Annotated in this window: 22 protein-coding genes and 1 riboswitch; of the genes, 11 read left to right on the top strand and 11 right to left on the bottom strand. The window is 64.2% G+C overall.

Going from position 1 to position 23,882, the window contains the following annotated elements; translation table 11 throughout:
• Positions 1–73: 73 nt before the first annotated feature.
• Positions 74–448, top strand: a complete 375-nt coding sequence (locus AC1DYM_RS21350; RefSeq protein WP_477341807.1) for a response regulator transcription factor — start codon at positions 74–76, stop codon at positions 446–448.
• On the opposite strand, the gene AC1DYM_RS21345 is transcribed toward AC1DYM_RS21350, so the two are convergent.
• Positions 445–708, bottom strand: a complete 264-nt coding sequence (locus AC1DYM_RS21345) for a DUF3606 domain-containing protein (RefSeq protein ID WP_477341805.1) — start codon at positions 706–708, stop codon at positions 445–447. The genes AC1DYM_RS21350 and AC1DYM_RS21345 overlap by 4 nt on opposite strands.
• 119 nt (positions 709–827) lie before the next feature.
• On the opposite strand from AC1DYM_RS21345, the gene AC1DYM_RS21340 reads away from it, so the two are divergent.
• A complete protein-coding gene (locus tag AC1DYM_RS21340; protein ID WP_107913157.1) occupies positions 828–1,244 on the top strand; it encodes a heavy metal-responsive transcriptional regulator in 417 nt (138 codons plus the stop codon).
• A complete protein-coding gene (locus AC1DYM_RS21335) occupies positions 1,241–3,565 on the top strand; it encodes a heavy metal translocating P-type ATPase (protein WP_477341803.1) in 2,325 nt (774 codons plus the stop codon). Before AC1DYM_RS21340 ends, AC1DYM_RS21335 begins: the two co-directional genes overlap by 4 nt.
• Positions 3,566–3,675: 110 nt before the next feature.
• Here AC1DYM_RS21335 and AC1DYM_RS21330 read toward each other — a convergent pair whose 3' ends face one another.
• The 4 genes from AC1DYM_RS21330 to gcvP form a co-directional block, all read right to left on the bottom strand.
• Positions 3,676–6,069 (bottom strand): GH92 family glycosyl hydrolase, encoded by a 2,394-nt coding sequence (locus AC1DYM_RS21330; protein WP_477341809.1) that lies wholly within the window; start codon positions 6,067–6,069, stop codon positions 3,676–3,678.
• A gap of 118 nt (positions 6,070–6,187) precedes the next feature.
• Positions 6,188–7,066 carry a bestrophin family protein gene (locus AC1DYM_RS21325; protein WP_477341801.1) on the bottom strand — a complete coding sequence of 293 codons (879 nt, stop codon included), beginning with the start codon at positions 7,064–7,066 and terminating at the stop codon, positions 6,188–6,190.
• The gene (locus AC1DYM_RS21320; RefSeq protein ID WP_477341799.1) at positions 7,063–7,734 is read right to left on the bottom strand and encodes a carbonic anhydrase; all 672 of its coding nucleotides are present in this window, start codon (positions 7,732–7,734) and stop codon (positions 7,063–7,065) included. Before AC1DYM_RS21320 ends, AC1DYM_RS21325 begins: the two co-directional genes overlap by 4 nt.
• Positions 7,735–7,917: 183 nt before the next feature.
• Positions 7,918–10,788, bottom strand: a complete 2,871-nt coding sequence (gene gcvP, locus AC1DYM_RS21315; RefSeq protein WP_477341797.1) for an aminomethyl-transferring glycine dehydrogenase — start codon at positions 10,786–10,788, stop codon at positions 7,918–7,920.
• Between the two features lie 41 nt (positions 10,789–10,829).
• Positions 10,830–10,925, bottom strand: a riboswitch (glycine riboswitch).
• A 370-nt stretch (positions 10,926–11,295) separates the two neighbouring features.
• On the opposite strand from gcvP, the gene AC1DYM_RS21310 reads away from it, so the two are divergent.
• Positions 11,296–13,272, top strand: coding sequence for an RICIN domain-containing protein (locus AC1DYM_RS21310; protein WP_477341796.1), 1,977 nt, complete (start codon positions 11,296–11,298; stop codon positions 13,270–13,272).
• A gap of 339 nt (positions 13,273–13,611) precedes the next feature.
• A complete protein-coding gene (locus tag AC1DYM_RS21305) occupies positions 13,612–15,543 on the top strand; it encodes a hypothetical protein (RefSeq protein WP_477341794.1) in 1,932 nt (643 codons plus the stop codon).
• Positions 15,544–15,596: 53 nt separating this feature from the next.
• On the opposite strand, the gene AC1DYM_RS21300 is transcribed toward AC1DYM_RS21305, so the two are convergent.
• Positions 15,597–16,421, bottom strand: coding sequence for an SDR family oxidoreductase (locus tag AC1DYM_RS21300; RefSeq protein ID WP_477341792.1), 825 nt, complete (start codon positions 16,419–16,421; stop codon positions 15,597–15,599).
• A gap of 96 nt (positions 16,422–16,517) precedes the next feature.
• On the opposite strand from AC1DYM_RS21300, the gene AC1DYM_RS21295 reads away from it, so the two are divergent.
• Entirely contained in the window at positions 16,518–17,420 is a 903-nt protein-coding gene (locus AC1DYM_RS21295; RefSeq protein ID WP_477341790.1) for a LysR family transcriptional regulator, read from the top strand.
• Positions 17,421–17,454: 34 nt separating this feature from the next.
• Here AC1DYM_RS21295 and AC1DYM_RS21290 read toward each other — a convergent pair whose 3' ends face one another.
• Complete coding sequence (locus AC1DYM_RS21290) at positions 17,455–18,186, bottom strand: SDR family oxidoreductase (protein WP_477341788.1); 732 nt, start codon at positions 18,184–18,186, stop codon at positions 17,455–17,457.
• 90 nt (positions 18,187–18,276) lie between these two features.
• Between AC1DYM_RS21290 and AC1DYM_RS21285 the strand changes: the two genes are divergently transcribed.
• From AC1DYM_RS21285 to AC1DYM_RS21275, 3 genes are all read left to right on the top strand, one after another.
• Positions 18,277–18,909: a TetR/AcrR family transcriptional regulator gene (locus tag AC1DYM_RS21285; protein ID WP_477341786.1), complete on the top strand. Its 633-nt coding sequence runs from the start codon at positions 18,277–18,279 to the stop codon at positions 18,907–18,909.
• Positions 18,910–18,973: 64 nt separating this feature from the next.
• Positions 18,974–19,753 carry an SDR family NAD(P)-dependent oxidoreductase gene (locus AC1DYM_RS21280; protein ID WP_477341784.1) on the top strand — a complete coding sequence of 260 codons (780 nt, stop codon included), beginning with the start codon at positions 18,974–18,976 and terminating at the stop codon, positions 19,751–19,753.
• Between the two features lie 17 nt (positions 19,754–19,770).
• A complete protein-coding gene (locus AC1DYM_RS21275; protein WP_477341782.1) occupies positions 19,771–20,421 on the top strand; it encodes a TetR/AcrR family transcriptional regulator in 651 nt (216 codons plus the stop codon).
• Here the strand turns inward: AC1DYM_RS21275 and AC1DYM_RS21270 are convergent.
• The 3 genes from AC1DYM_RS21270 to AC1DYM_RS21260 form a co-directional block, all read right to left on the bottom strand.
• The gene (locus AC1DYM_RS21270) at positions 20,418–20,798 is read right to left on the bottom strand and encodes a VOC family protein (protein ID WP_477341780.1); all 381 of its coding nucleotides are present in this window, start codon (positions 20,796–20,798) and stop codon (positions 20,418–20,420) included. The two genes, AC1DYM_RS21275 and AC1DYM_RS21270, sit on opposite strands and share 4 nt — an antisense overlap.
• Positions 20,799–20,838: 40 nt before the next feature.
• Entirely contained in the window at positions 20,839–21,636 is a 798-nt protein-coding gene (locus tag AC1DYM_RS21265) for an alpha/beta hydrolase (RefSeq protein ID WP_477341778.1), read from the bottom strand.
• Between the two features lie 277 nt (positions 21,637–21,913).
• On the bottom strand, positions 21,914–22,291 hold the full coding sequence (locus AC1DYM_RS21260; protein ID WP_477341777.1) for a hypothetical protein: 378 nt from the start codon (positions 22,289–22,291) through the stop codon (positions 21,914–21,916).
• A gap of 380 nt (positions 22,292–22,671) precedes the next feature.
• Here AC1DYM_RS21260 and AC1DYM_RS21255 point away from each other — a divergent pair, with 380 nt between their 5' ends.
• Positions 22,672–22,908, top strand: coding sequence for a hypothetical protein (locus AC1DYM_RS21255; RefSeq protein WP_477341775.1), 237 nt, complete (start codon positions 22,672–22,674; stop codon positions 22,906–22,908).
• On the opposite strand, the gene AC1DYM_RS21250 is transcribed toward AC1DYM_RS21255, so the two are convergent.
• Positions 22,905–23,465 (bottom strand): cysteine hydrolase family protein, encoded by a 561-nt coding sequence (locus AC1DYM_RS21250; RefSeq protein WP_477341773.1) that lies wholly within the window; start codon positions 23,463–23,465, stop codon positions 22,905–22,907. The genes AC1DYM_RS21255 and AC1DYM_RS21250 overlap by 4 nt on opposite strands.
• Positions 23,466–23,629: 164 nt before the next feature.
• On the opposite strand from AC1DYM_RS21250, the gene AC1DYM_RS21245 reads away from it, so the two are divergent.
• The coding region (locus AC1DYM_RS21245; protein ID WP_477341771.1) for an NAD-dependent epimerase/dehydratase family protein at positions 23,630–23,882 on the top strand (253 nt) is incomplete at its 3' end.

The following is a 23,882-nucleotide window of genomic DNA, read 5'->3' as shown; positions in this document are numbered from 1 at the left end:
CTACCACTTTGCCCGGCCCTCAACGGGCCGCGCCGCCATTCCCGAATGTCTTCGCTATGAATGAGGTCCCGCGATGTCTGAGCCCTACCGCGAGTTTGCCATTGTCATCGAACCCAAGCCGATGCTCGCCGATATGATCGGGGATTACCTGAGCCGGGCAGGCTATGACGTGGCCGTTGCCGCCACGCACGTCGGAGGCGCCGGGCTTGCCAAGGCCCGCGGCAAGGTCGACCTTGCCGTTGCGGCGGTACCTGCACCGGGAGAAGACAGCCATGGCGCCTACCTGGAAGAAGCAAGGGCAACCAACCCGGCCATGCGCATGGTCGTCATGCTGTCCGACCCGCTGGCGTCCATGGCGGGTGCACCGGTCGATGCCGTCCAACTGGTCAAGCCGTTCAGTGTCGAAGAGCTCGATCGGGCCGTGGCGCTTGCCCGGTTGCCGACTTAACCCAACCCATCGGTCCACATGCCGACGTGTTTTCGCCTCATGTAGTCCCTGACGGCACGCGGATTGGGACCAACGCCCTCCACCGCTTTGCGTACCTCCTCCGGACTGGAGCCGAAGACCATGGCCCAGAGCGAAAGATCAACGTTGTCGCCGGGGTCAATGGCTGTTATCCGGTTGGTGATGTCGTCGTACTCGGGCTGCATGGCTTGCAATTCACCATCAGGATAGGACTGGCCTGCGACGCAGTATCCAGACGCCATGCGTGCAATCGGTCAACGGTGTGTCCCAAGCCTGCTTCACCGGTGTGAATGACCGAATCGACCCGGCGAATCATCTGGCTATTGACTCTAGACCTAGATCAAGGGTCTAGACTTGTCCCATGACCACTCAAGCCTCCCTTACCATCGGCCGCATCGCGCAGTCCGCGGGCGTCGCCATCGATACCATCCGGTTCTACGAGCGGGAAGGGCTGCTGCCCGCCCCGCGGCGCCGGCCCTCGGGTTACCGCGAATACGACCAGGCCACGGTCTCTCGCCTGCGCTTTATCCGGCGGGCGAARGACCTCGGTTTCACGCTCGATGAGATTCGCGAGTTGCTGGCTCTCTCCGCTGACCGCCATGTCGGCGTGGAAGGGGTGCGTGAGCGTGCCGCCGCGCGCTTGCTTGCCATCGACGAGCGCATCGCCGAACTGCAGCGCGTGCGCGACGGCCTGTCGGAGCTGGTCGACGCCTGCCCGGGTCATGGCGCGCCGGAAGACTGCCCGATCCTCAAAGCACTGGCGGAGCCGAACACATGACGCACGCCTGTTGCTCTCACGACGCGGTTGCCGACGTGGCGACCGTGATCGACCCCGTATGCGGCATGACCGTGGATCCGGCCAAGACCCAACACCACGCGTCCCATCATGGCCACGATCATCACTTCTGCAGCGCGCGTTGCCGGGAGCGCTTCGTGGCGTCACCAGAGACCTTCCTCAAACCCAAGGCGCCCGAGGCGCCGATGCCGGCAGGGACGATCTACACCTGCCCGATGCATCCCGAGGTCCGTCAGGAAGGCCCCGGCTCATGCCCGAAGTGCGGCATGGCGCTGGAGCCAGCGATGCCCTCGCTCGAGGACGACAATGGTGAAGTGATCGCGCTCGGCGGACGCCTGGCCACGCTGGTCGCGCTGACGCTGCCCGTCTTCCTGATTGCCATGGTCCCGCATGTGACGGGGCAGATGTGGCGCCAGCCATGGGCGGCGGGCCTCGGCTGGATAGAAGCCCTTCTCGCGAGCGTCGTGGTGTTGTGGGGCGGTGCGCCGTTCTTCGCGCGCGGCTGGCGCTCGCTGCTGCCCTGGTCGCCGAACATGTACACGTTGATCGCGCTCGGCACCGGCGTGGCGTGGTTGTACAGCGCGGTGGCGTTTGCCTTGCCGGGGCTCTTCCCGCCGACCATGCGCGACATGCATGGGCAAGTGGCCGTCTATTTCGAATCGGCGGCGGTGATCGTCACGCTGGTGACACTCGGTGACTTCCTCGAGTTGCGCGCGCGTCGCCAGACAGGCGAGGCCTTGCGCGGGCTTTTGGGCCTCGTGCCGAAGACGGCGCGACGCATCGGCCGAGACGGCAACGAAGAAGACATTCCCCTGGAATCGCTGCACGTTGGCGACCAACTGCGCGTCCGTCCGGGCGAAAAGGTGCCGGCCGATGGCAGCGTGATTGACGGCGAAAGCTATGTCGACGAGTCGATGCTGACCGGCGAGCCGGTGCCGGTGGTCAAGAAGGTGCACGACAAGGTGACTGGTGGCACGCAGAACCAGCATGGCGCGTTGGTGATTCGCGTCGACCACGTCGGCCAGGACACCGTGCTTTCTCGCATCGTGGCGCTGGTGGCTGAAGCGCAGCGTTCGCGTGCGCCGTTGCAGCGCGTGGCCGATCGTGTTGCTGCCTGGTTCGTGCCTGCCGTCGTCGTCGCCGCGGCACTCGCCTTCGCTGCGTGGTGGATGGTCGGGCCGACACCCACGCTGACGCATGCGCTGGTCGCCGCCGTTTCGGTACTGATCATCGCCTGTCCCTGCGCATTGGGCCTGGCAACGCCGATGTCGATCATGGTGGCGAGCGGTCGTGGCGCCCAGGCGGGGGTTCTGTTCCGCGATGCCTCTGCGATCGAGACGCTTCGCGAGGTGGATACGCTGGTCTTCGACAAGACGGGTACGCTCACCGAGGGCAAGCCGACCCTGGTCGATTTGCACGTCTTCGGTCGCGAGCGTGCCGAGGTGTTGGCGCTTGCCGCGTCGGTCGAACGACCGAGCGAGCATCCGCTGGCCACCGCCATCGTATTGGCCGCGGAAGGCGAAGGCGTCACGATTCCCGCCGTCACGGGATTTCAGGCGGTCGTCGGTCGGGGCGTCAGTGGTCGCGTCGATGGCCACGATGTCGCGCTGGGTAACGCCGACCTCATGGACGATGAGCGCGTGGATATCGCAGCGGGACGCGAGATCGCCGACAGGGCGCGCGCAAAGGGTGCGACAGCGATGTTCATGGCGATCGACGGCCGACTGGCCGTGGTGCTTGCGCTGGCGGATGCGGTGAAGCCTTCGACGAAGCCGGCGCTCGATGCCCTGCATGCCGCGGGTGTGAAGCTGATCATGCTCACCGGCGACAATGAGGCGACGGCGAAAGCGGTGGCGTCGTCTTTGCCCATCGACGAGGTGCATGCAAGTGCTTCCCCTGAGGACAAGGCGAGTATCGTCAAGGCGCTGAAGGCGCGTGGTGCGAAGGTCGCCATGGCGGGTGATGGCGTGAATGACGCGCCGGCGCTGGCCGCGGCGGATATCGGGATCGGCATGGGCAATGGCAGCGATATCGCCATCCAGAATGCGTCGGTCACCTTGTTGAAGGGCGACCTCGCGGGGATCGCGCGTGCGCGGGCTCTGTCGGAGGCGACGGTGAAGAACATCCGGCAGAATCTGTTCTTTGCCTTTATTTACAACGCGGTCGGCGTGCCGCTGGCGGCAGGCGTGTTGTATCCGCTGTTCGGCATCACGCTGTCGCCGATGATCGCCGCGGTGGCGATGAGTCTGAGCTCGGTGTCGGTCGTGGGGAACGCGCTGCGGCTGCGCCGTGTAGCGATCTAACCAACAGGTCGCGACTGACCTGCTCCGGTAGGAGCCGATTTATCGGCGATGGGTACCAGCGGCAAGCACCCATTCGCCGATAAATCGGCTCCTACCAAGAGCGAGATCGGCTACTTCTTGTCGAACGAGGGCGGCGCGTCGGATGGCTTCGTTGCCCAGGCCTTGTTCGGCTTGTCCGACAGATCGAACTCCAGTTTGCCGCCCTTCAGCGCGAACGACTCCGGCAACCACGACTTCGTGGTGCGCTTGCCGTCGACCTTCAATGCCGTGACGTAAGGCTTGCCCATACCGGCGTTCGGCGCTTCGATCACGACATCGCCATCGGGACGGTGCACGGTCGCCTTCGTAAACAACGGACTGCCAACCACCATCTCGGCGCGACCGGGAATCGACGGATACACACCCAGCGCGGCGAACACGTACCACGAGGACATCTCGCCGAGATCGTCGTTACCCGGAATGCCATTGGGCGCGTTCACCCAGATCGTATCGAGCACGCGGCGCACCAGCTCCTGGGTTTTCCACGGCTGGCCGGCGAAGTTGTAGAGCCACGGCGTGCCGATCGACGGCTCGTTATCCAACTCCGCATGCAGCGGGCCGGACTTGGTGACGGCGAAGGTGCCATCGGGCTGGTAGAAGAACGCATCGAGGCGCTTGCGGGCCTTTTCGCGTCCACCCATGGCGTCGAACAAGCCGCCGACATTGAACGGCACCATCCACACATACTGCGCGGCGCTGCCTTCGACGAAGCCGTCTTCGGTCGACGGCGTGAAGGCGTGCGGCGTTTCCTTGTCGTCGTCCTTGATCAGTGCCCAGGTGCCGTCCGCGTTGCGATTGCGGATGTAGCCGCCCTCGGGCGTGGCCTTCGGATCGAACAGGTTGCGCCAGTATTGCGCGCGGCCGAGGAAGCGTTGCGAGGTGGCAGTGTCGCCAAGGCGACCCGCCAGTGCGCTGATGCCGAACTCGGCGGCGACGGTTTCCAGCGTATCGGCGGCCGGGCCCCAGGCAGGCGCACCGACGGGGATGTAATGCAGCTTGAGCCAGGCATCCAGCCCGGGACGCTGGCCAACGCATTCCACTTCGCAACCATCGTGCGACAGGTCCAGTGCCGTCGGGTTATCCGCTGCATGGACGAGCGAAGCGAGGGCGCCCTTGGCGTCGAAGTCGCGACCGCCGAAGGCATAGATGCCCGCGATCGCGGCGGCGGCGGGGTCGCCGTTCATCACGTGCGTGCCGCCGTTGTTGTGCGTCCAACGATCCCACACGCCGTTGTTCTGCTGGGCCTGGTTGTAGAGGCTCTGGGCGATGTCGCTCGCCGTTTTCGGTTCGAGCCAGGCGACCATCGGCAGCTGGGAACGATAGACGTCCCAGCCGGAGAAATTCGCGTACTGCGCCTTCTGGCTGCTGGCGACCTTGTGCACCTTGTTGTCGAAGCCGGTGTATTCACCGTTGACGTCGCTGAACACGTTGGGCGTCATCAGCGAGTGGTAGAGCGCGGTGTAGAACACCGTGCGCTGGTCGGGCGTGCCGCCTTCGATGTCGATGTGCGAGAGGCGCGCATTCCAGGCATCGACGGCTTTGTCGCGTAGCGCTTCGAATGTTGTTCCCTTGGGGATCTCGGCGTCCAGGTTGGCCTGTGCGTTCGCTGTACTGACGTACGAGATGCCGACGCGGGCATTGACCGTACGCGTGCCCTTGGCAAACCCGACCCACGCACCCGAGCCCTTGCCCGTGTCCGGAAAACCCTTCTCGCCGTATCCCGTGCCGCCCTCGGCTTGCTTGCCACCCTTGGTGACGGTCGTGTCCTGCCAGGTGCCGGTGGTGGCGAAGGGCTGGTCGAACTCGATCACGTAGTGGACGGTGTAGTAGCTGCGCCGATCCGCTTCGTTGATGTAACCGCAGAAATTACCGCTGGTGACGTCGCCGCTGATGCGCCGGTGCGCGGCATCGATGGTGACGGTGGCCTTCTCGGAACCCGATTCGGAATCCGAGGCGCGCACCAACACGTTGACCGGCTTGCCGGCGGGGAAGGCGAAGCGCGCCGCGCCCGAATGCAGGGCGGCGGTGAGGTCCGTGGTGACGCCGTTGTCGAGGGTCACGTGGTAATGACCGGCCTCGGCGACTTCGTTCGCGTGCGTGAACTTCGACGCATACGCATGGCGGAAGTCCGTCGACGGCGACGTCGTTACCTCGTCGGTAATCGGCATGATCGGGACATCGCCCGAGCCACCGGCACACCCCCAGCCTTCGACATTGGTCAGGCTGAAACCACGGATCGCATCGGCGCGGTACTCGTAACCGCCTGGCGCGGCAATGGGCGACTTCTTGCCGGGCAGCGGCGAGGCCTCCGGCGAGAACTGCAACATGCCGAACGGAACGACGGCGCCGGGGAAGACATTGCCCCCGTTGGCGGTGCCGATCAGCGGATTGACGAGGTCGGCGGGGCCGGAAGCGGCGACCACTGCCGCGGGCAGCAGGGCGGCGGCAAGGACGAACGGGTGCATCGCGCGCAAGGGCAGATCTCCGTGGGACCGGTATTTATATCGATTGAAATCCGATTTGACGACGCGGTCGTGTGCCAACGGTCATGGGTGCGCTGCACCATGCCGAGGCGCGGGGGTGTTACCAGAGAATCCCGTCGACCGGCTTGGCCGGCTCCAGCCCGTGCGATTCGCCCAAGGCATCGCGCAGGTCGATCTCGATGCCGCGGGTGAGGGTGGTCAGCGGGACATCGTCTTCGAGGTTTTCGAAAGGGTTCTGCATGTCGTTGCCGATCTGCAGCAGCGCGAGGAAGAGGAAGCCGGCGACCGTGGAGCCCAGCGGTGTGTAGACCCCGAGCGTCTCGACCAGGCCGAGCGGCAGCAGGATGCAGAAGCCGTGGGTGAAGATGGCGGGGTAGGTCGCGTACTGCTGGGGCAGTGGCGTGTTCTTGATCCGCTCCATGCCGCCCTGGGCGTTGGAGATGTCGGAAAGCGTGCGCGCAAGAGCCGTCAGCAGGATCGGATCGGGCTTCGCCTCGGCGATGAGCGTGCCGGTACGGGCGTGGATGGCGTTGGGGACGTTGGTGACGCCACGCAAGCGTTCCACGTCGTCGGCGGGCAGGCGCGCGGACAGTTCGTCCCAGGGCGATTGTCGGCGCAGGTGCAGCCGCAAGGCATGCACGTAGGCGATCTGCCGGTGGACCACGGCAATACCGCTGGCACGCTCGGGCAGCATGGCCAGCGCCTCACGGGCGAGCGTGCGCGAGGCGTTGACCATGGCACCCCATAGCGTTCGCGCCTCCCACCAGCGCGCGTACGCGGTGGTGTTGCGGAAGCTGAGGTAGACGGCCACGGCCGAGCCGAGCAGGGTGAGCGGCAGGGCGGGAAACTCGGCGGTCCATCGCGGGTGCATCACGTACCAGAAGGCGGTCACGGCCACATCCCACGCGAGCAACCAGATCAGCGGCTTGCCCACATAACGCAGGATGTGTCCGAGATGCGCGCGACCGGGAAGGATCACGCCTTGTGCTCTCGCTTGATCGCTTCGGCCAGGGGGATGAAGTTGCTGGTCGCCTCGTCGAGGACGGTGATCTTGCCGTCGCCGATGTCGTAGACCCAGCCGAGCAGGTTGATCGCGTCGTTGGCCAGCGCTGCGGCGACGGCCGGATGCGAGCGGAGGTGGGTCAGCTGCAGGCGAACGTTCTCCTCGATCAACGCGTGCATGGCGTCGGCGCCCTCGAGCTTGCGTGCGAACACGGCGCTCTTGGCCGCCTGCGCGTTGCGCAGCCAGGCTTCGACCGTGGGCAGGTCCTTGGTCGATTCCGGGTTGAGAAGGCCCTTCATGGCGCCGCAGTCGGTATGACCGCAGACCACGACATGCCGAACCCCGAGCACCATGACGGCGAATTCGACGACGGCGGACACGCCACCGAGCATCTCGCCGTAACCCGGCACGATATTGCCGATGTTGCGGCAGACGAAGAGCTCGCCGGGCTGCGTCTGGGTGATCATCTCCGGCACCACGCGGGAGTCCGCGCAGGTGATGAACAGGGTGTGCGGCGCCTGGCCTTCGGCCAGTTCGCTGAACAGCTTTCGGTTTTCCGGCTCGGGGAAGATCTTGCGGCTGAAGTCCTCGACGCCCTGGAGCAGGCCGAGGAGGCTGTCGTCGCGCGGGGTTTCCTGGGTCATATGCGTTGCCTTGGAAAAGCTAGGCGAACAGTTTATGACAAGAACGTGGTGTAGGAGCCGATTCATCGGCGATCCCGCGTCAGCGGGCCGGGATCGGGCGAGCACCCAATCGCCGATGAATCGGCTCCTACCAAATGGAAAGGGCCGGCCAGGKATCCCTGGCCGGCCCTTTGATGCCGAGGCTCAGGCCTCGACATCTTCCTTGTACGCATCGATCGGGATACAGGCGCACATCACGTTCTTGTCGCCGTAGACGTTGTCCACGCGGGACACCGGCGGCCAGTACTTGGAGAGCCGGAGCGAGGGCAGCGGGAAGGCGGCCAGTTCGCGCGGGTAGGCGTGGGTCCACTCGGTGCCGATGACCATGGTGGCCGTGTGCGGTGCATTGCGCAGCGGGTTGTCTTCGCGGTCCAGGCGACCGTCGTCCACCGCACGGATCTCGTCGCGGATCTGGATCATGGCGTCGATGAAGCGATCCAGTTCGTGCTGCGATTCGCTCTCGGTCGGCTCGACCATCAGCGTGCCAGCGACCGGGAAGCTCAGGGTCGGGGCGTGGAAGCCGAAGTCGATCAGGCGCTTTGCAACGTCTTCCGCACCGACGCCGGTGGCGTCCTTGAGCGGACGCAGGTCGAGGATGCACTCGTGCGCGACCAGGCCGTTACGACCCGTGTAGAGCGTGTCGTAATGCGGCGCCAGGCGCTTGGCGATGTAGTTGGCGTTGAGCAGGGCCACTTGGGTCGCCTTGCGCAGGCCTTCGGTGCCCATCAGCGTGATGTACATCCAGGAGATCGGCAGGATCGAAGCCGAGCCGAAACTCGCGGCGCTGACCATGCCGACGTCGCCCTCACCGCCGAACGTGCGCGGCAGGAACGGAGCCAGGTGCGACTTGACCGCGCACGGACCGACGCCCGGGCCGCCACCGCCGTGAGGGATGCAGAAGGTCTTGTGCAGGTTGAGGTGCGAGACGTCCGAACCCCACTTGCCCGGCTTGGCGACGCCAACGAGCGCGTTCATGTTCGCGCCGTCCGTGTACACCTGACCGCCGTGCTTGTGCACGATGTCGCAGATCGCGACCACGTCTTCCTCGAACACGCCGTGCGTGGACGGGTAGGTGATCATGATCGCGGCGAGGCGGTCCGAATACTTCTCGGCCTTCTCGCGGATATCGTCGACATCGACGTTGCCGTTGGCGTCGCAGCGCGTCACCACGACGGTCATGCCGCACATCTGCGCGGAGGCCGGGTTGGTGCCGTGCGCCGATTCCGGGATCAGGCAGATGTCGCGATGGCCTTCGTTGCGCGAGCGGTGATAAGCGCGGATCGCGAGCAGGCCGGCGTATTCGCCCTGTGCGCCGGAGTTCGGCTGCAGGCTGACGGAGTCGTAACCCGTGCACTCGACCAGCATCGCTTCGAGCTCATCGATCAGCTGCTTGTAGCCCTGCGCCTGGTTGGCCGGGGCAAGCGGATGAATGTTGGCGAACTCCGGCCACGTCACCGGGATCATCTCGGCGGTGGCGTTGAGCTTCATGGTGCAGGAGCCGAGCGGGATCATCGTGCGATCGAGCGCGAGGTCCTTGTCGGCCAGGCCACGCAGGTAGCGAAGCAGTTCATGCTCGCTGTGGTGCGTGTTGAACACCGGATGCTGCAGGAAGTCGATCTCGCGGAGCAGGCCCGAGGGCAGGGCGTCGGCGGTGGCGGCATCGAGCGCGTCGATGTCGTTCGCGTTCGCGCCGAAGACGCCGGCCAGCGTGGCGATGTCGGCACGCGTGGTGGTTTCGTCGAGGCTGATCCCGACGCTAGAGGCGTCGATGGCGCGCAGGTTGACGCTGGCGGCGGCGGCCTTGGCGTGGATCGCCTTGGCGTCGATGCCGGTCACGTGCAGGGTGTCGAAGTAATCGTTGCCGACGGTCACGCCGGCCTTGGTCAGCGCACCGGCGAGGATGGCGGTGAGGCGATGCGTGCGACGTGCGATGCGGGCCAGGCCTTCCGGGCCGTGGTACACGGCATACATGCTGGCCATGACGGCCAGCAGCACCTGCGCGGTACAGATGTTGGACGTGGCCTTCTCGCGGCGGATGTGCTGCTCGCGGGTCTGCAGGGTGAGGCGGTAAGCCGGCTTGCCTTCGGTGTCGACGGAAACGCCGATCAGGCGGCCCGGCATCGAGCGCTTGTACGCGTCGCGGCAGGCGAGGTAAGCCGCGTGCGGGCCGCCGAAGCCGTACGGCACGYCGAAACGCTGCGTGTTGCCGACGACAATGTCCGCGCCCCAGCTGCCCGGCGAGGCGATCAGGGTCAGGGCGAGCAGGTCGGTGGCGACGCAGACGATGCCGCCGCGCGCGTGGGTCGCGTCGGCCAGTGCCTGGTAGCTGTTCACCCGGCCGAAGGTGTTCGGGTACTGCAGCAGCACGCCGAAGCTGTCGACCGTGGCGCCTTCGGCGTCATCGCCGATATGCAGCTCGATGCCGATGCCGTCGGCGCGCGTGCGCAGCACTTCGAGCGTCTGCGGATGGACGTCCTTCGAGACGAAGAAGACGTTGGACTTCGACTTGGCCGAACGTTTGGCCAGCGTCATCGCCTCGGCGGCCGCGGTGGCTTCGTCGAGCAGCGACGCATTGGAAATGTCCATGCCCGTCAGGTCGGCGACCATGGTCTGGAAGTTGATCAGTGCTTCCATGCGGCCCTGCGAGATCTCCGCCTGGTACGGCGTATAGGCCGTGTACCACGCCGGGTTCTCGAGCACGTTGCGCAGGATGACGTTCGGCGTGAGCGTGCCGTAGTAGCCCTGGCCGATGAAGCTGCGGAAGACGGTGTTGCGGTCGGCGATGGCGCGGATCTTGGCCAGCGCCTCTTCCTCGGTCACCGCGGCGGGCAGGGCGAGCGGGGCGGGCGACTTGATCGAGCCGGGGACGATGGCATCGGTCAGCGCGTCGAGCGTGTCGTGGCCGACGACGCTGAGCATCTCGGCGATCTCGGCATCGTTCGGACCGATGTGGCGTTCGATGAACGCGCCATGGTTCTCGAGCTCACGCAGCGAAGGAGAGTTTTTCTGGCTCATGACTTGGAGGCATCCGAAAGAACGTGCCGTGCCGGCACGTGGGGCGCCCCTCTGTCCTTTTGCCTGAGAGTTTGGAGGCGGGTAGGCCTCTTGCACCTTCGGCGCCGGATTCAACCGGTCTCTCCAGAGTGATGAAGCACGCCGGTGGTCATGGGGGCCTGAGCGATTACGGGCGTTGCGCCTTCGGCAGCGGGTCCTTCCGCTTCTCCCACCGGGTGTTGCTGCCCCGGATTATACAGTGGGTCGGGCGGCGTGGGTCGCGGGGGTCGCGGCTCCCATCGAGCCCCGGGCGAGTGCCGCTTTAAGGGGCGGCCTCCCGCGCGTCGCAACGTAGGCAAAGTCCCGGCAGTCCTGTAGGCGAATGGGCATCCTCCGCGAACGTCAGCGAACAGGCGGAAAAATCCCCGATCCACGCTGCCTGGTCCGTGTCAGGCAAGGGCGGCCGCGTCGTGGCTGGCACGGTGAAGCGGGTTACCGTCGATCCCGGACTAGACAAGGAGGTCCTTCATGAAAACTCTCGACGTTCCCCGCCGCGCGCTTGCAATGACCCTAGGCGCGGTCCTACTCGCTTGCGCGGCTCCCGCTGTCATCGCGGCACCCAGTACCGCTGAAAAGCCCGTTAAGGCGCTCCTCACCTTTGGTGACCCGTCCCATATCGACCATGCGGGTGACCTGCTGAACGGCCTTCAGAAGGCTGCTGTCGTTGCTGGCGGTTCCCTCCCCGCCGACCAGTTGAAAAGCTACGCATTGCCCTCCGCCGGCGCCGTCGCCATCGTCGCCGCACGTGACATCGCGTCACTCGGGGAGAGCCGGGCGGTGCTCATGAAACTGTTCAACGCCGGCGTGCCCGTCTTTGTCTGCGCCGATGACGCGCACGGCGCGGATGTCGCGGGACTGTTCGGCATGTCTCCTGAGACGGGTGATGCCATGTTCGTGCGTCAGGCGAACGGCGAGGTTGCCCTGCTGGACAGCGCCAGCGGTGAGCAGCACTGGAATCCGCGCTGGTCGCAGGTGATGGCTGCTTCGGTGAACAGCCTTCGCGATGACAACGCACCCGAATTCGATGGCCTCAACGACACGTCAGCCCAGGACGCCGACCAAGGGGCAGGTGAACCCATCTACACGTTCCACGAAGGACTGATCGAGACCGGTACTGATGAGATCACCGGCCGGGCGACCATCCAGGTCATCCGTTCGGCCAGCAGGAACGGTGACGACAAGGAAATCAGTGTGCGTGCGTGGTCGACGATAACGCCCAAGGGGGCGGGCATCGTCACACACGCACGCGGCAGGCGAGGGGTGCCGACCAAGATCACAGCCACGTTGCCCTGGGTCTATCGCGCGAGCCACAGCGTTGTGGCCGATGGCGCCCAGGCACAGATGGTCCACAGCCTTCCTGAGAGCATGGGGTCGACCGGGACGAGGATGGACTACGAGAAGGTAGGACGGCGGGGCTACACCATCGGAGGAGGGATGGGCGCCCACGTGTCGGCTAGCGGTAAGCCCAGCGCCGCTCTGGCGGCAAAGCTACGTTTCAACCTATCGTTCAGTTACACCAGGGAAAGTACGGAGACCATCAGGTACTCGTTCCTGGATTATTCACTGTTCGCCCGGCCCGTCGATCGCGGCAAGCGGATGCTTTGGGAAGCACCTATTGCTCCCCACTTGAAGGACGCCTTGATGGCGAACAACAAGACAAAAAAATTCACCGACGGCAAGAACATGACGCCGATGATGTTCAGCGGTTCCCTGGACACCTGGTCGGTATGGAAGCTGCCGGGTGACTACGAGGGCAAGGTCACCGTGGCGATCGAGGCGGGATACGACCGCAATGAGCGCCTCAACTCATGGGTGAAGCCGCAACGCGGTTATTTCGAGGCGACGAAAACCATCAAGGCCGGAAAGAGCTACGTTTTCGACCTCTCGCATCCCTTCCTCACCCGGGAGATCACTGTGTTGATCCGCTCCGCCGCCGGCGACGGTGGATGCCTCACGCAGACCGAAGGCAAGATCTCGATCGCCTCCTGCGATCCGTCGAACCGGTCGCAGATGTGGGGCCTGGATAGCGAGAGCCGGTACGTTAACCGCGCCACGAAGCAATGCCTCACGGCCGACACCGAGGACGCCTTGTTGCGTATGTCGTCATGCACGCTTGCAAACAGCCAGCGCTGGGAATGGCGGGCCGATCGGTTGCACAGTGGCTATGACGATGGCCGGCATCGCCTCTACGTCGAGTTGGGCAAAGTGCGCTACCACGTGCCGCCCGGCCGTTTCGAGGATGTGCCGGTGAATCCGCATAACGCGGTCCTTTCCCCCTGGTCAGGCTATCCGAGGGCCCCGTTGGCAGGCGAGTTGATTCCCGCGCCCCACGGCGTGAACGCGGGTTCGGTGCCGTCGAGCTGGGCATCCACGTACCGTGCCATCAGTCCGGAGCAGCGCTGGGATGTCATCGTGCTGCGCGCAGGCCTGGCGCCTGATCTATAGACCAGGCGAGGAGCTGCCCTTCGGCAGCTCCTCTTCCGTTGCCGGTGGCATTCGCAAGCAGCCTTCCCGCTTCACTATGCGCGTTCGGCAAGCGGGGTAAGCGAAATACCTTGATGGAGGCAGAGACAGTGCAACAAAGCTTGTAGGCGCTAGGAAGGATTCGGGCGAGTCCTGATCCGGGGACGACGACAGGATGTTCCTAACGCCGGTGATCGCGTCGGCAAGCTGCCCGGAACGTACCTGAGTGACGCCCCTCGAAGGCTAGTCCGACGACGATGCACGTGTGGCCAAGGCGGCGCTAACGTCGGAACCGGACTACGAACAAGGAGGTCCGATCCCATGAAAACGTCCGCTCTATCCTATAAACCACTCAGTTTTGCCGTGATTGCCGTCCTGGCGATGTGCTCTCCAACACACGCGTCGTCGCCCGACCAGCCAGCCATCACGGCCGTTGTTTCGTTCGGCGATCCATCTGTCCGACCGCCGTCGGACAGTTCGCCGCCTTCGGCGTTGGCCATTCCGTTGATCCGCCCGGCTGACGCCGCACGCCTCGCACCCGAAACGTCGAGGCACCTGCTGGTCATGGTCGATGCCAGCTCGCTGCCGCTGGCACGCGACGAAGCCGGGATACTTTCCCGCTTGTTCATCCAGGGCTCGCCGGTACTCCTGAGCATGAATAGCCCGACGCCCGACGACCTTGTCCACGTGGCCGCCGCGTTCGGCATTGCGCCAACGGCGGGTGATGCGATCCTCCGCAAGGACGGCGACGCCGTCGCGGTATTCGCTTCGTCGGCGCAGAGCAGTGCAGATGCGTCGGCTCTTCTTCATGCCCTCCATGCGACGACGGAACCGTCCCCCGACGCGAACATCGCGATGGCAAGCGTGCAAAGCGCATCCCCTGGCGATGCGGACGAGGGGGCCCCGGTCGGTCCGGGGCGGCACTTCGATATCAATGTCGTCGATGCCCGCGGCGAGATATCCGGCGTCACCGGCATCGACGTGGCGCGCAGCCGGACGGTGTCCTCCGACTACAAGATGCTGACGGTGACATCGAAGGTGACTATCGCGCCCGAGACGGCTGGCGTGAGCGACGGTGCCAAGACCGGAAAGAACGCGTGGACCGCCGATCTGCCTGTCGAATATGGATTGCGTCACGAGATCACGGCCGGCGACGCGGAAGTGACCTATCTGGACCATTTCCCTGTGACCGACGGCCGCACCGAATTCACGCAGGACGATACCGAGACTCGTGGCTTCACCATCGGTGGCTCCACGGGGTCGGAAGTCAGCGCAACAGGCAAGAAAGATGATGCGCTTGCGGCGAAGTTGCCCTTCAGCCTGTCATTGGGCTACGAACACAAGTGGCAGTCCAGCCTCAAGACGACGTTTCAGGATTACTCGATCCAGGCCACGCCCCGGACACCCGGCACCGTGGCCTGGAAGGCATTTATCGCGCCTAAGCTCGTCAACGTCCTCGTTGCCCGTGAACGGGCGGGTATGCCGGAGCTCAGCGAAAAATGGATGACCCCGATGATGCGTGCCACCACGTTCGAGGCGATGTCTTACTGGAAAGTACCGGGAAACTATGCGGGCCTGGCGAACGTGGCCGTTACCGCGGGATACGACCTGGACAAACGAAAGTGGTGGTGGAACCGTTCCGATATCGGCCAGTCGCGACAGCGGGAAGCACGCAGTGCCGTGACGGAATTCGTCATCGACCTGACCGATCCCTACCTCTCCGCCGAGATCACGGTGCTGATCCGATCGGCGACCGGCTCGGGAGCCTGCCTGCGTGATAGCGCTGGCCTTGTTGGACTGGTCGCCTGTGACGCCACGGATCGCAGCCAGATGTGGGGTCTGGACGAAGCCAGTCGCTATGTGAATCGCGGCTCCGGGCGCTGCCTCACGGCTCGACCGGCGACGCGCTCGGTGGTGACGGAATCCTGCGCCAACGTCACGTTCGAGAAGCAATGGCAGTGGCGGGCTGATCGCCTGCATTCGTTGGTCGACCACTCGACTTATCGTCTGTACGTCGCCGGGGGCGAGGTGCACGTCTCGACGAAGGGGCAGTTTGCGGATTTTCCGGCCAACTTCTCGTCGCCGGCGCTCGAGCCATGGACCAATTACCCGGCCGCGCCGCGGCAGGGCATCGATCACGTCGTCGGTAGTGCGGGAACGCGACCGGTGGTCGTGGGGCCGGAATATGCGGGTACGCCCGCTGTCTCCGATGACCAGCGCTGGCGCATCGAGGTGTTGCGCCAAGGGCTGTAGCCTCGGCACATGAGGAAGGCTTCCCCGCGTGTCACGGCGGGGAAGCCACTGGGCTAGGCACGGAACTGCTCGCGCATGAAATGCATATAGGCATCTTCCGATGTTTCCCGCCGCGAATGAATCAGCGGACGGATATCGTCCGTGGCCACATAGCGCAAGCGATCGGTTCCGTCGGTCGTTGCCTCGAAGATCACTTTGGCGACGTCTTCGGAGGTGGCATGGCGGCTGGCGCGTAACCCCTCGAACACCTTCCCCGTGGCCGCCACGAAGGCTTCGTAGCCCACCGGTACCGACGCGCTGCCGAACTCGTCGGACGAGCGTGCACCGAACCGCGTGTCCAGCACACCGCCAGGCTCGACGATCTTTACGTTGATGCCTTGCGAGGCCAGCTCATAGGACAAGGACTCGGAAAAGCCTTCCAGGGCGAACTTGCTCGCGTTATACAGCGAGATCATCGGCAGGCCGAAGACACCTGCGCCGGAGCTCACGTTCACGATGGTGCCCCGTTGACGCCCGCGGAAATGGGCCAGGATGGCGCGGGTGACATCCATGACGCCGAATACGTTGACGTCGAACTGCTCCTGGATCTTTTCGCGGCTGGCGCCTTCGAAAATGCCGAACAGGCCGAAGCCGGCATTGTTCACCACCGCATCGATCGCGCCGAAGCGGGCAATGCCTTCGGCGATGGCGCCGTCGATACTCGCGAGGTCCTGCACATCCAGGCGCGTGACCAGGATATTGGGGTGGGCGGCAAGGTCGGTGCCGGCGGCTGGGTCGCGCATGGTGGCGACAACCTGCCAGCCGTGCGTGGCGAAGTGGACGGCGGCGGCCTTGCCAAAGCCGGTCGAGGCGCCGGTAATGAGGACGGTCTGGGTCATGAGCGTTTCCGATGGATGACCCACGACAAACTAGTTGCGCACGGCTGTACTAACAATCAGGCTTATCCGGGACGTATCGATGCGGGAATTCGCACAATGCACAAGGCCGGCCTGATCGAACTACAGGCGGTGCTCGCCGTGGCGACGCACCAGAGCTTTCGCCGTGCGGCTGTTGCCGTGGGTATGTCGCCCTCGGCATTGAGTCATGCCGTAGCCGCCCTGGAACAACGCATGGGCGTGCGCCTGTTCAATCGTACGACGCGCAGCGTGTCGCTGTCCGAAGCAGGCGAGCAGTTCGTTTCCCGCATCCGGCCCGCCCTTGGCGAGATATCCGCCGCGATGGAAGCCGCCAACGCTTTCCGCGACAGCCCGACCGGGACCTTGCGCATCAATACGTCCGAAGGCGCGGCGTCGATGATCCTCGAGCCGATGCTGTTCGAGTACGTGCGTCGTTATCCCGAGATGCGGCTGGACGTGGTCACTGAAGGTCGCTTCGTCGATATCGTCGGCGAAGGTTTCGATGCCGGCGTACGCATCGCGGGGGACGTGCCACAGGACATGGTCGGCGTGCGCTGCACAGGGCGCCTGCGCTTCATCGTCGTCGGCTCGCCTGCGTACTTCGAGAACCGACGCAAGCCGAAGGTGCCTGAGGATCTTCTGGAGCACACCTGCATTCGCAGTCGGTTGCCCAGCGGCACGTGGTACCGCTGGGAATTCGAAAAGCGCGGGCAGGAGCGACGCATCGATGTTGACGGTCCTCTCGGACTCGACAGCCATCACCTGATGGTCGCGGCAGCCCTGGATGGCATGGGATTGATCTGGACCAGCGAGTGGAACGTAGCCCCGTATCTCGCCGACGGCCGCCTCGTGGCCGTGCTCGAAGACTGGTGCCCGTATTTCGATGGCTTGAATGTTTATTACCCGGTGCACCGGCACATGTCGGCAGGGCTCCGGGCATTCATCGATCTCGTGCGCGAAAAGGCGGAAGGGGTGCCTTGATCGGCCTTGTTGGCATTAACGGCCCGGTCGGTGCTTACCAGGGATCCACGCCTTCGGTGCTGGTGAACCCACCGGTGGGGCCATCCGGGAGCAGGGCGATGCGCACCGTCTCGGCGGCACCTTCCTCGATGGTCTGGTGGCCGCTGTGCCCGTTGAGATCGGTAGCGGTGTAACCCGGGTTCACGGCATTCACCTTGATGCCAAGATCCTTGAGTTCCGCGGCGAGCAACACGGTGAACATGTTCAAGGCTGCTTTCGAACTGTTGTACCCGGTGATCTTCACCGCCGCGTAATCCCAGTCCGGATCCGCGTTCAACGTGAGCGAACCCAGGCCGCTGGATACGTTGACGATGCGGCCGGAGGCCGATTTCTTGACCAGTGGCAGCAGTGCCTGGGTGACAGCGATCGTGCCGAAGAAGTTCGTCTCGAAGGTCTGCCGAACGATATCGAGGTCGGTCACGCCGGGTAGCCCATCACCTTGGACGGCGATGCCTGCGTTGTTGACGAGCACATCGATGTGGCCTTCGTTGGCTTCGATATCGGTAGCCGTTGCCTTCAGTGACGCGCTGTCGGATAGATCGATGGCGACGTATCGCACGTCGATGCCTTCGTTTTGCAGGGTCCTGGCGGCTTCGACGCCACGTGCCTTGTCGCGGGCCCCGAGCAGGATCCGGTAGCCGGCCTTGCCGAGTTGACGCGCGACTTCCAGGCCGATGCCCTTGTTGGCGCCCGTGACCAGGGCGATTCGGCGATCTGCTGCGTTCATGGYGTTTCCTTTGATGTTGGGTTTGGAATGGTGCGGTGCTCGGCGCTCTGTTCTAAGATATGAATCATCCTTCGGTTTTTACATTCGCATATGCCCGTCGTTCCCTCGGAAGCGCTCAAGGCCCGTAAAACCCCACGCCAGGCGCGTTCATCGGCCACGGTGGCGGCGATTCATGAGGCGACCTTTCAGGTTTTGCTGTCCGATGGCATCGGGCGGCTCACGACGACGCGTGTAGCGGAGCGGGCAGGGGTGTCCGTTGGCACCATGTACCAGTACTTCCCGCACAAGCAGGCGTTGCTTTATGCGGTGTTGGACGAGTACCTGGAACACGTCGTCGTGGCCGTGGAGGAGGCATGCCTTCGTCTTCTGGGTGGCCACCTGGCGGAGATGTCCGATGGACTCACCCAGGCCTATCTCGACGCCAAGCTGCGTCATATGCCGGCATCGCTCGCCCTCTACGCGGTCGCTGCCGAACTGGACACGGCAGCACTGGTGGCCGATGTGGTGCGGCGGGTCGACCGGTGCATCGAACGGCTCCTCCACAGCGCCTCTGACGCGGCCTTCGACGACCTCGGCAAGGTGACGTTCGCCCTGCGGACCATGCTCGTCGGCACGGTCCGGGCCGGGTTGGAGAACGATGCCTCGCCCGCGACGCTGGCAATGTTGCGTACGCAGCTGCCCGTGATGTGCCGCGCGTACCTCGAGGCGGCCGCACGCCGTTAGAAGCACTTGCCAAATGACCGACGGTCATTTACGTTATGACCACTGGTCATTTTGGAGGTGTTCCATGGCATCGAACGGTTGGGCGCTGGTTACCGGCGCATCGAGTGGGCTGGGTCGCGACTTCGCGCATGCGCTGGCCCAGCAAGGCAGCAACGTCGTCCTGGCGGCGCGCCGCGCCGAACCCATGGAGCGGCTGGCCGACGAGCTGCGCTCACATTACGGCGTGCAGGCACGTGTTGTGCCGCTGGATCTGTCGGCCGATGGCGCGGCGGCCGCCTTGAAGCTGCGCCTGGACGGAGAGGGCGTCCTCGTCGATACGCTGATCAACAACGCCGGTCATGGCATCACCGCAGAATTCCTGGATGCGCCGGTTGAGCGGATCAACGCGATGCTTCGCCTCAACGTGCTTGGCCTCACCGACCTGACCCATGTGTTTGCCAATGACATGGCGAAGCGTGGTGGCGGCAAGGTGATGCTCGTCGCCAGCGTGGCAGCGTTCCAGCCTTGTCCTCATTTTGCCGCCTATGCCGCCAGCAAGGCCTACGTCCTGTCCTTGGGCGAAGCGCTGCATACCGAGCTCAAATCGCGGAACGTGGTGGTCACGGTGCTGTCGCCAGGCGTCACCGAGACCTCGTTTTTCGATGCCGCGGGTGAGGCGCCGAATGCGGCGATGAAGCGCATGATGATGAAGTCGCGGCCGGTGGTCGACATTGGCCTGGCGGCCATGGCGGCAGGCAAGTCGGCGGTCATAGCGGGCCGCATCAACCGCGTCATGGCCTTCCTGTCCCGCTTGTTCTCGCGACAGCAGCTGTCGCGTATCACCTATAGAATGGCCACCACCTGATGATGGATTGAGCGTGCATGGTTCGATACGCCCTGGCGGCCGAGGATAAGGAAGCGCGTCGCGACGCGATCCTTGCGGCCGCACGCACGCTGTTCCTGCGCGATCCGGAAAAGTTGCCTTCCGCGGCGGCCATCGCGACGGAAGCGGGTCTGGCGAAGGGTACCGTGTACCTGTATTTCGCGACCAAGGAGGAGATCTTCATGGATCTCCTTCACGTCGAGCGCGTGGCGATGATGACGCGCATCCGCGAGGCATTCGCGCCGGACGGGCGGTCGGTGGACGAGAAGGTCACGGCATTTCTCGCTGCCTACGTCGCACACGTCGCCGGGCAGCCCGACATCCTCAAGCTCGAATCACTGGGCTACAGCGTGCTGGAGCGAAACATCGAGCAGGACCGGCTGCGCACCTATAAACAGGAGCTCGGCACGGCGTTGGTCGGTGCAGGCACAGTCGTCGAGGCTGCGCTCGGCCTGACCGAAGGCGAGGGCGCGCGCGTGCTCGTCCACAGTTACGCGCTGACGCAGGGCCTGTGGCAGGCGCTCGACATCCCACCCGATTGCCTGGCGATGATGGGCGACGCGGCGCTGGCATTTACCAGCCTGGATTTCGCGACCGAGCTGAAGGTATCGCTGGATCGTTACTGGCGCGGACTGCGCAGTCAGGCTTAGTCCCAACGATTGGCGTTGCCGGGGAAGTCGGACCGCTGCGGTCGCACGACGCAGAAGCGCTGGCCGGTTGGCGCCTGCATCACCACCCAACGCTCGAGCCTTTCGGCGACGACGGCGCCGAGCGCTTCCAGACGAGCGACTTCGGCCGGGATGTCATCCGTCTCGATGTCCAGGTGAACGCGGCTTCCGTGAGTGACGCGCTGCACCTGCACGATGGGTTCCTCGGGCGGCGAGGCCAGCATGCGGTAGTTGCCCTCGGACCCTGGATGATCGAGATCGACCGGACGCCCTAGGGCGTCGGCCCAGAAGTGGGCTGCCTGGTCGACATCCCCGGTGTTGCAGTCGATCAATACCGCGCAAAGCCTTGAATGATGCATGGCGATCTCCGGTCGGACGGCGGGCCCCGAATATAGGCGTTTAGCCGGCAGGAAGCATGCCGATGGATTGCATCCACTTTTCCGCGAGCTGGGGCCATGCGCCGATGGGCATATCCGGCTTGCGCAGAGCGAAGGCGTGGCCACCGGTGGCGTAGAGATGCATTTCCACCGGCACGCCGTGCTCTTTCAGGGCGAGGAAATAGGTCACGGAGTTCCGGACGTTGTCGACGGGGTCGTCTTCGGCTTGTACCAGGAACGTGGGTGGTGTCTTAGCCGTGATGTGTAGCGTGGGATTGAGAACCACACCTTTCCCCTCCCACAGGCGGCCGGGGTAGAGGGCTATCGCAAAATCCGGCCTAGCGCTCAGTGTGTCCGCTTCGTCGATCGGTGCGTAGTTCTTGCCACTGGCGTTACTCACGTCCGCCACCATGTTGCCGCCCGCCGAGAAGCCGATCACTCCCACCTTGTGGGGATCGACGTGAAGACTTGACGCTTGCTGGCGGATCAGCCGGATGGCTCGCTGGGCGTCCTGCAGGGCCATGTGGACTGTCGGCTCCCGGCGGCAGTCGCACGAGCCATCCCATTGAGGGCCGCTCGTCGGTATGCGGTACTTGAGAAGAACGCAGGTGATGCCCTTGCTGGTCAGCCAGTCGCAGATCTCGGTGCCTTCGCCGTCCATGGCGAGGACCCTGAACCCGCCTCCCGGAAACACGACGACGGTCGTGCCGGTGCTCGGTCCCTTGGCCGGCACGACCGTCATGGTCGGTCGCGTGACGTTCTCGATCGTGGCCCCGTTCTTGACCGATTCCGGTCCGGTGACCGGTGGCCGTGCGATCACCTGGCCTTCGGGCCAGAGCGGGACCTGCGTGAGGGGAGCAGGGGGCTGCCACGTCGTGGGCGCAGTGCTCGGGGCTTGCGAATCCTGAGGGGATGCACTTGCGGCCGTGCTCGCGAAACATAGGGCCGCGATCAGTCCTGCGTGACGCCACGTGTGATTCATCGACTGGGTCCTCTCCTGAGAGTGGCCTAGGTTATCTACGCTAAAGGGCATGAATATGGCGATTAACTGGCCGCGAAGCTGCCGATCGATCGGGACTTCCCGATGGCCGTATGACTCAAGCGGGCCATATGGCGCTAATGCCCTCCACCGAGATATGCCACGGGCTCTCGGTGCCCGTCACGATTAAATCGATGAGAATTGGAAAACCCGAAACGTCCGGCATCACGCACTCGACGACTGCAGCCAAGTGGCTGCTGTTAGCCTTGAAGTACTTCACAGTGATCGAAGAAGTTGCCTCTCGGGATGGTGGCTGGCCTTCCGCCAGGGCGGCGTCGAAATCGGCTTCGATGGCCAACGAAGGATGACGATCAAAGGACAGCGCGTAGCCAAATCGGTCTGCGACGCCTTGAAAGTCGCGCTTAGCAAAGAGTTCTATCGCTTCCGCGCCGAGTTGCGATAAGAACGGCTCGTTAATTTGCGTGATTTGGCTCATCGGCTGGAAATTCCTATCCTAGGGCGCGCAATAGCTTGTCATCACTCTCAGAGTCTCAGGCGATCGGCAACGAACGCGCMCGGAATGGCTCCCAGACAACACAGTGGTGCGGCCAGCCCATTAAGTCCCCACGCCTTCGCGATATGGAAACCCGCTTCTCGCAGCCCTGCGGGAACAAGAACCACCAGAGCGAAAGTGGCCAGAATGCCGAAGAAGGCACCGGCACGCCAGAGAGCCAATCGATGGGAAAAGCGGGCGGTCATCCTAAGTACCTCGCGTTGGCTGGGGCGATGGTACCCGTGCGGCCTCAGGACATCCAATCACGAGGGTGCGTTAAACTGGAGTCACGTGGTTGATTTGTCGGTTCGCTGGGGGCAACGATGGTCGTAATTTACGATGACGGACAAGCAATGGTGGCCGGTGATGCCGTACTGATCAGCGGTCAGTACCACGGTGTTGTCGTTGCGAATATCGACAGCCACAGCTATCAGGCCGGCGAGGAAGGCTGGGCCTATCTTCTCACTGGCGTGATGATTCGCACCGATTTTGCCGGCCTTGTGCACTACCCTGACAACGCACACGAATCGTTCGAGCTGGTAGCGCGATACACGGCCTAGCGATTGGGTTTCAGCCATTCCTGAATCTGTTCGTTCGCCATGCCACGGCCCAGCTTTCCATCCATGTATCGCCACGATACGTCGTGGTGTTCCCGATCCAGGGAGTCGATGCAGTCCTTCGCCAGAATGATGTCGTAGTCCCTCTGGTAGGCGTCCACTACCGTGGTTCGCACGCACGAGTGCGTATTGACGCCGGCAACGATCAATCGGTCGCAGCTTAACTGCGATAGCAGGTCGTCGAGGGTAGTGCCGAAGAACGCGCTGTAGCGTTTCTTCAGGATGAAGTGATCCGTGGCCTCGATGTCGAGTTCGGGCAGGAGATCGGCGCCTGGAGTTCCGGATATGACCACCTTGATCTTGCCCCTTCGCACCTCCAGCGACGCATCGCTGAGGTCGGCCGCATATTCCTGTCGCACCCAGACGACGGGAATGGCTGCGTCGCGGGCCATCGCGGTGAGGGCATTGGTATGACCCGCGAGGGCGGGCCGGAGCAGGGACAGCCGCTGGTGGCCGAAGAAGTCGGCCTGCATGTCGATAAGAAGGGCAACAGTCGTCACGATCGCACCTCGGCTTCGGGTGGGTCACGCTGACCAATGTACCGCGTCGAGCAGGGCACTATCATGACGACTTGCATGGCCAGTCATGCCTCACCCTTCGCAAGTTCTGATGGCTGGCGCGAACCCGCGTAGGATGGGGCATCCATTACCGGGCGGGTCCTCACATGGCATGTCGTGTCCTGATCATTGGCGGCACCGGGCAGGTCGGCGCCGCCGTCGTGCGTGCTCTGGGTGCCGAGCCGTCGTGCGTCGAGATCGTCATGGTCAATCGTCGGGAGATTTCCCCGATGCCGGGCTCTCGCGTGCGGCAAGCGGTGCTCGATACGAAGGCGGACCAGTTTCAGGCCGACGTGACCCGGCTCGCCCAGGCAATGATCGCGCAGGGCGATCCGGTTTACGCTGCATCCTGTGTGGGCG

The sequence above is a fragment of the Luteibacter sp. P1_D3 genome (assembly GCF_056406135.1).
Note: the sequence above shows the minus strand (reverse complement) of the source record. Positions and strands in the feature narration are given on the sequence as shown.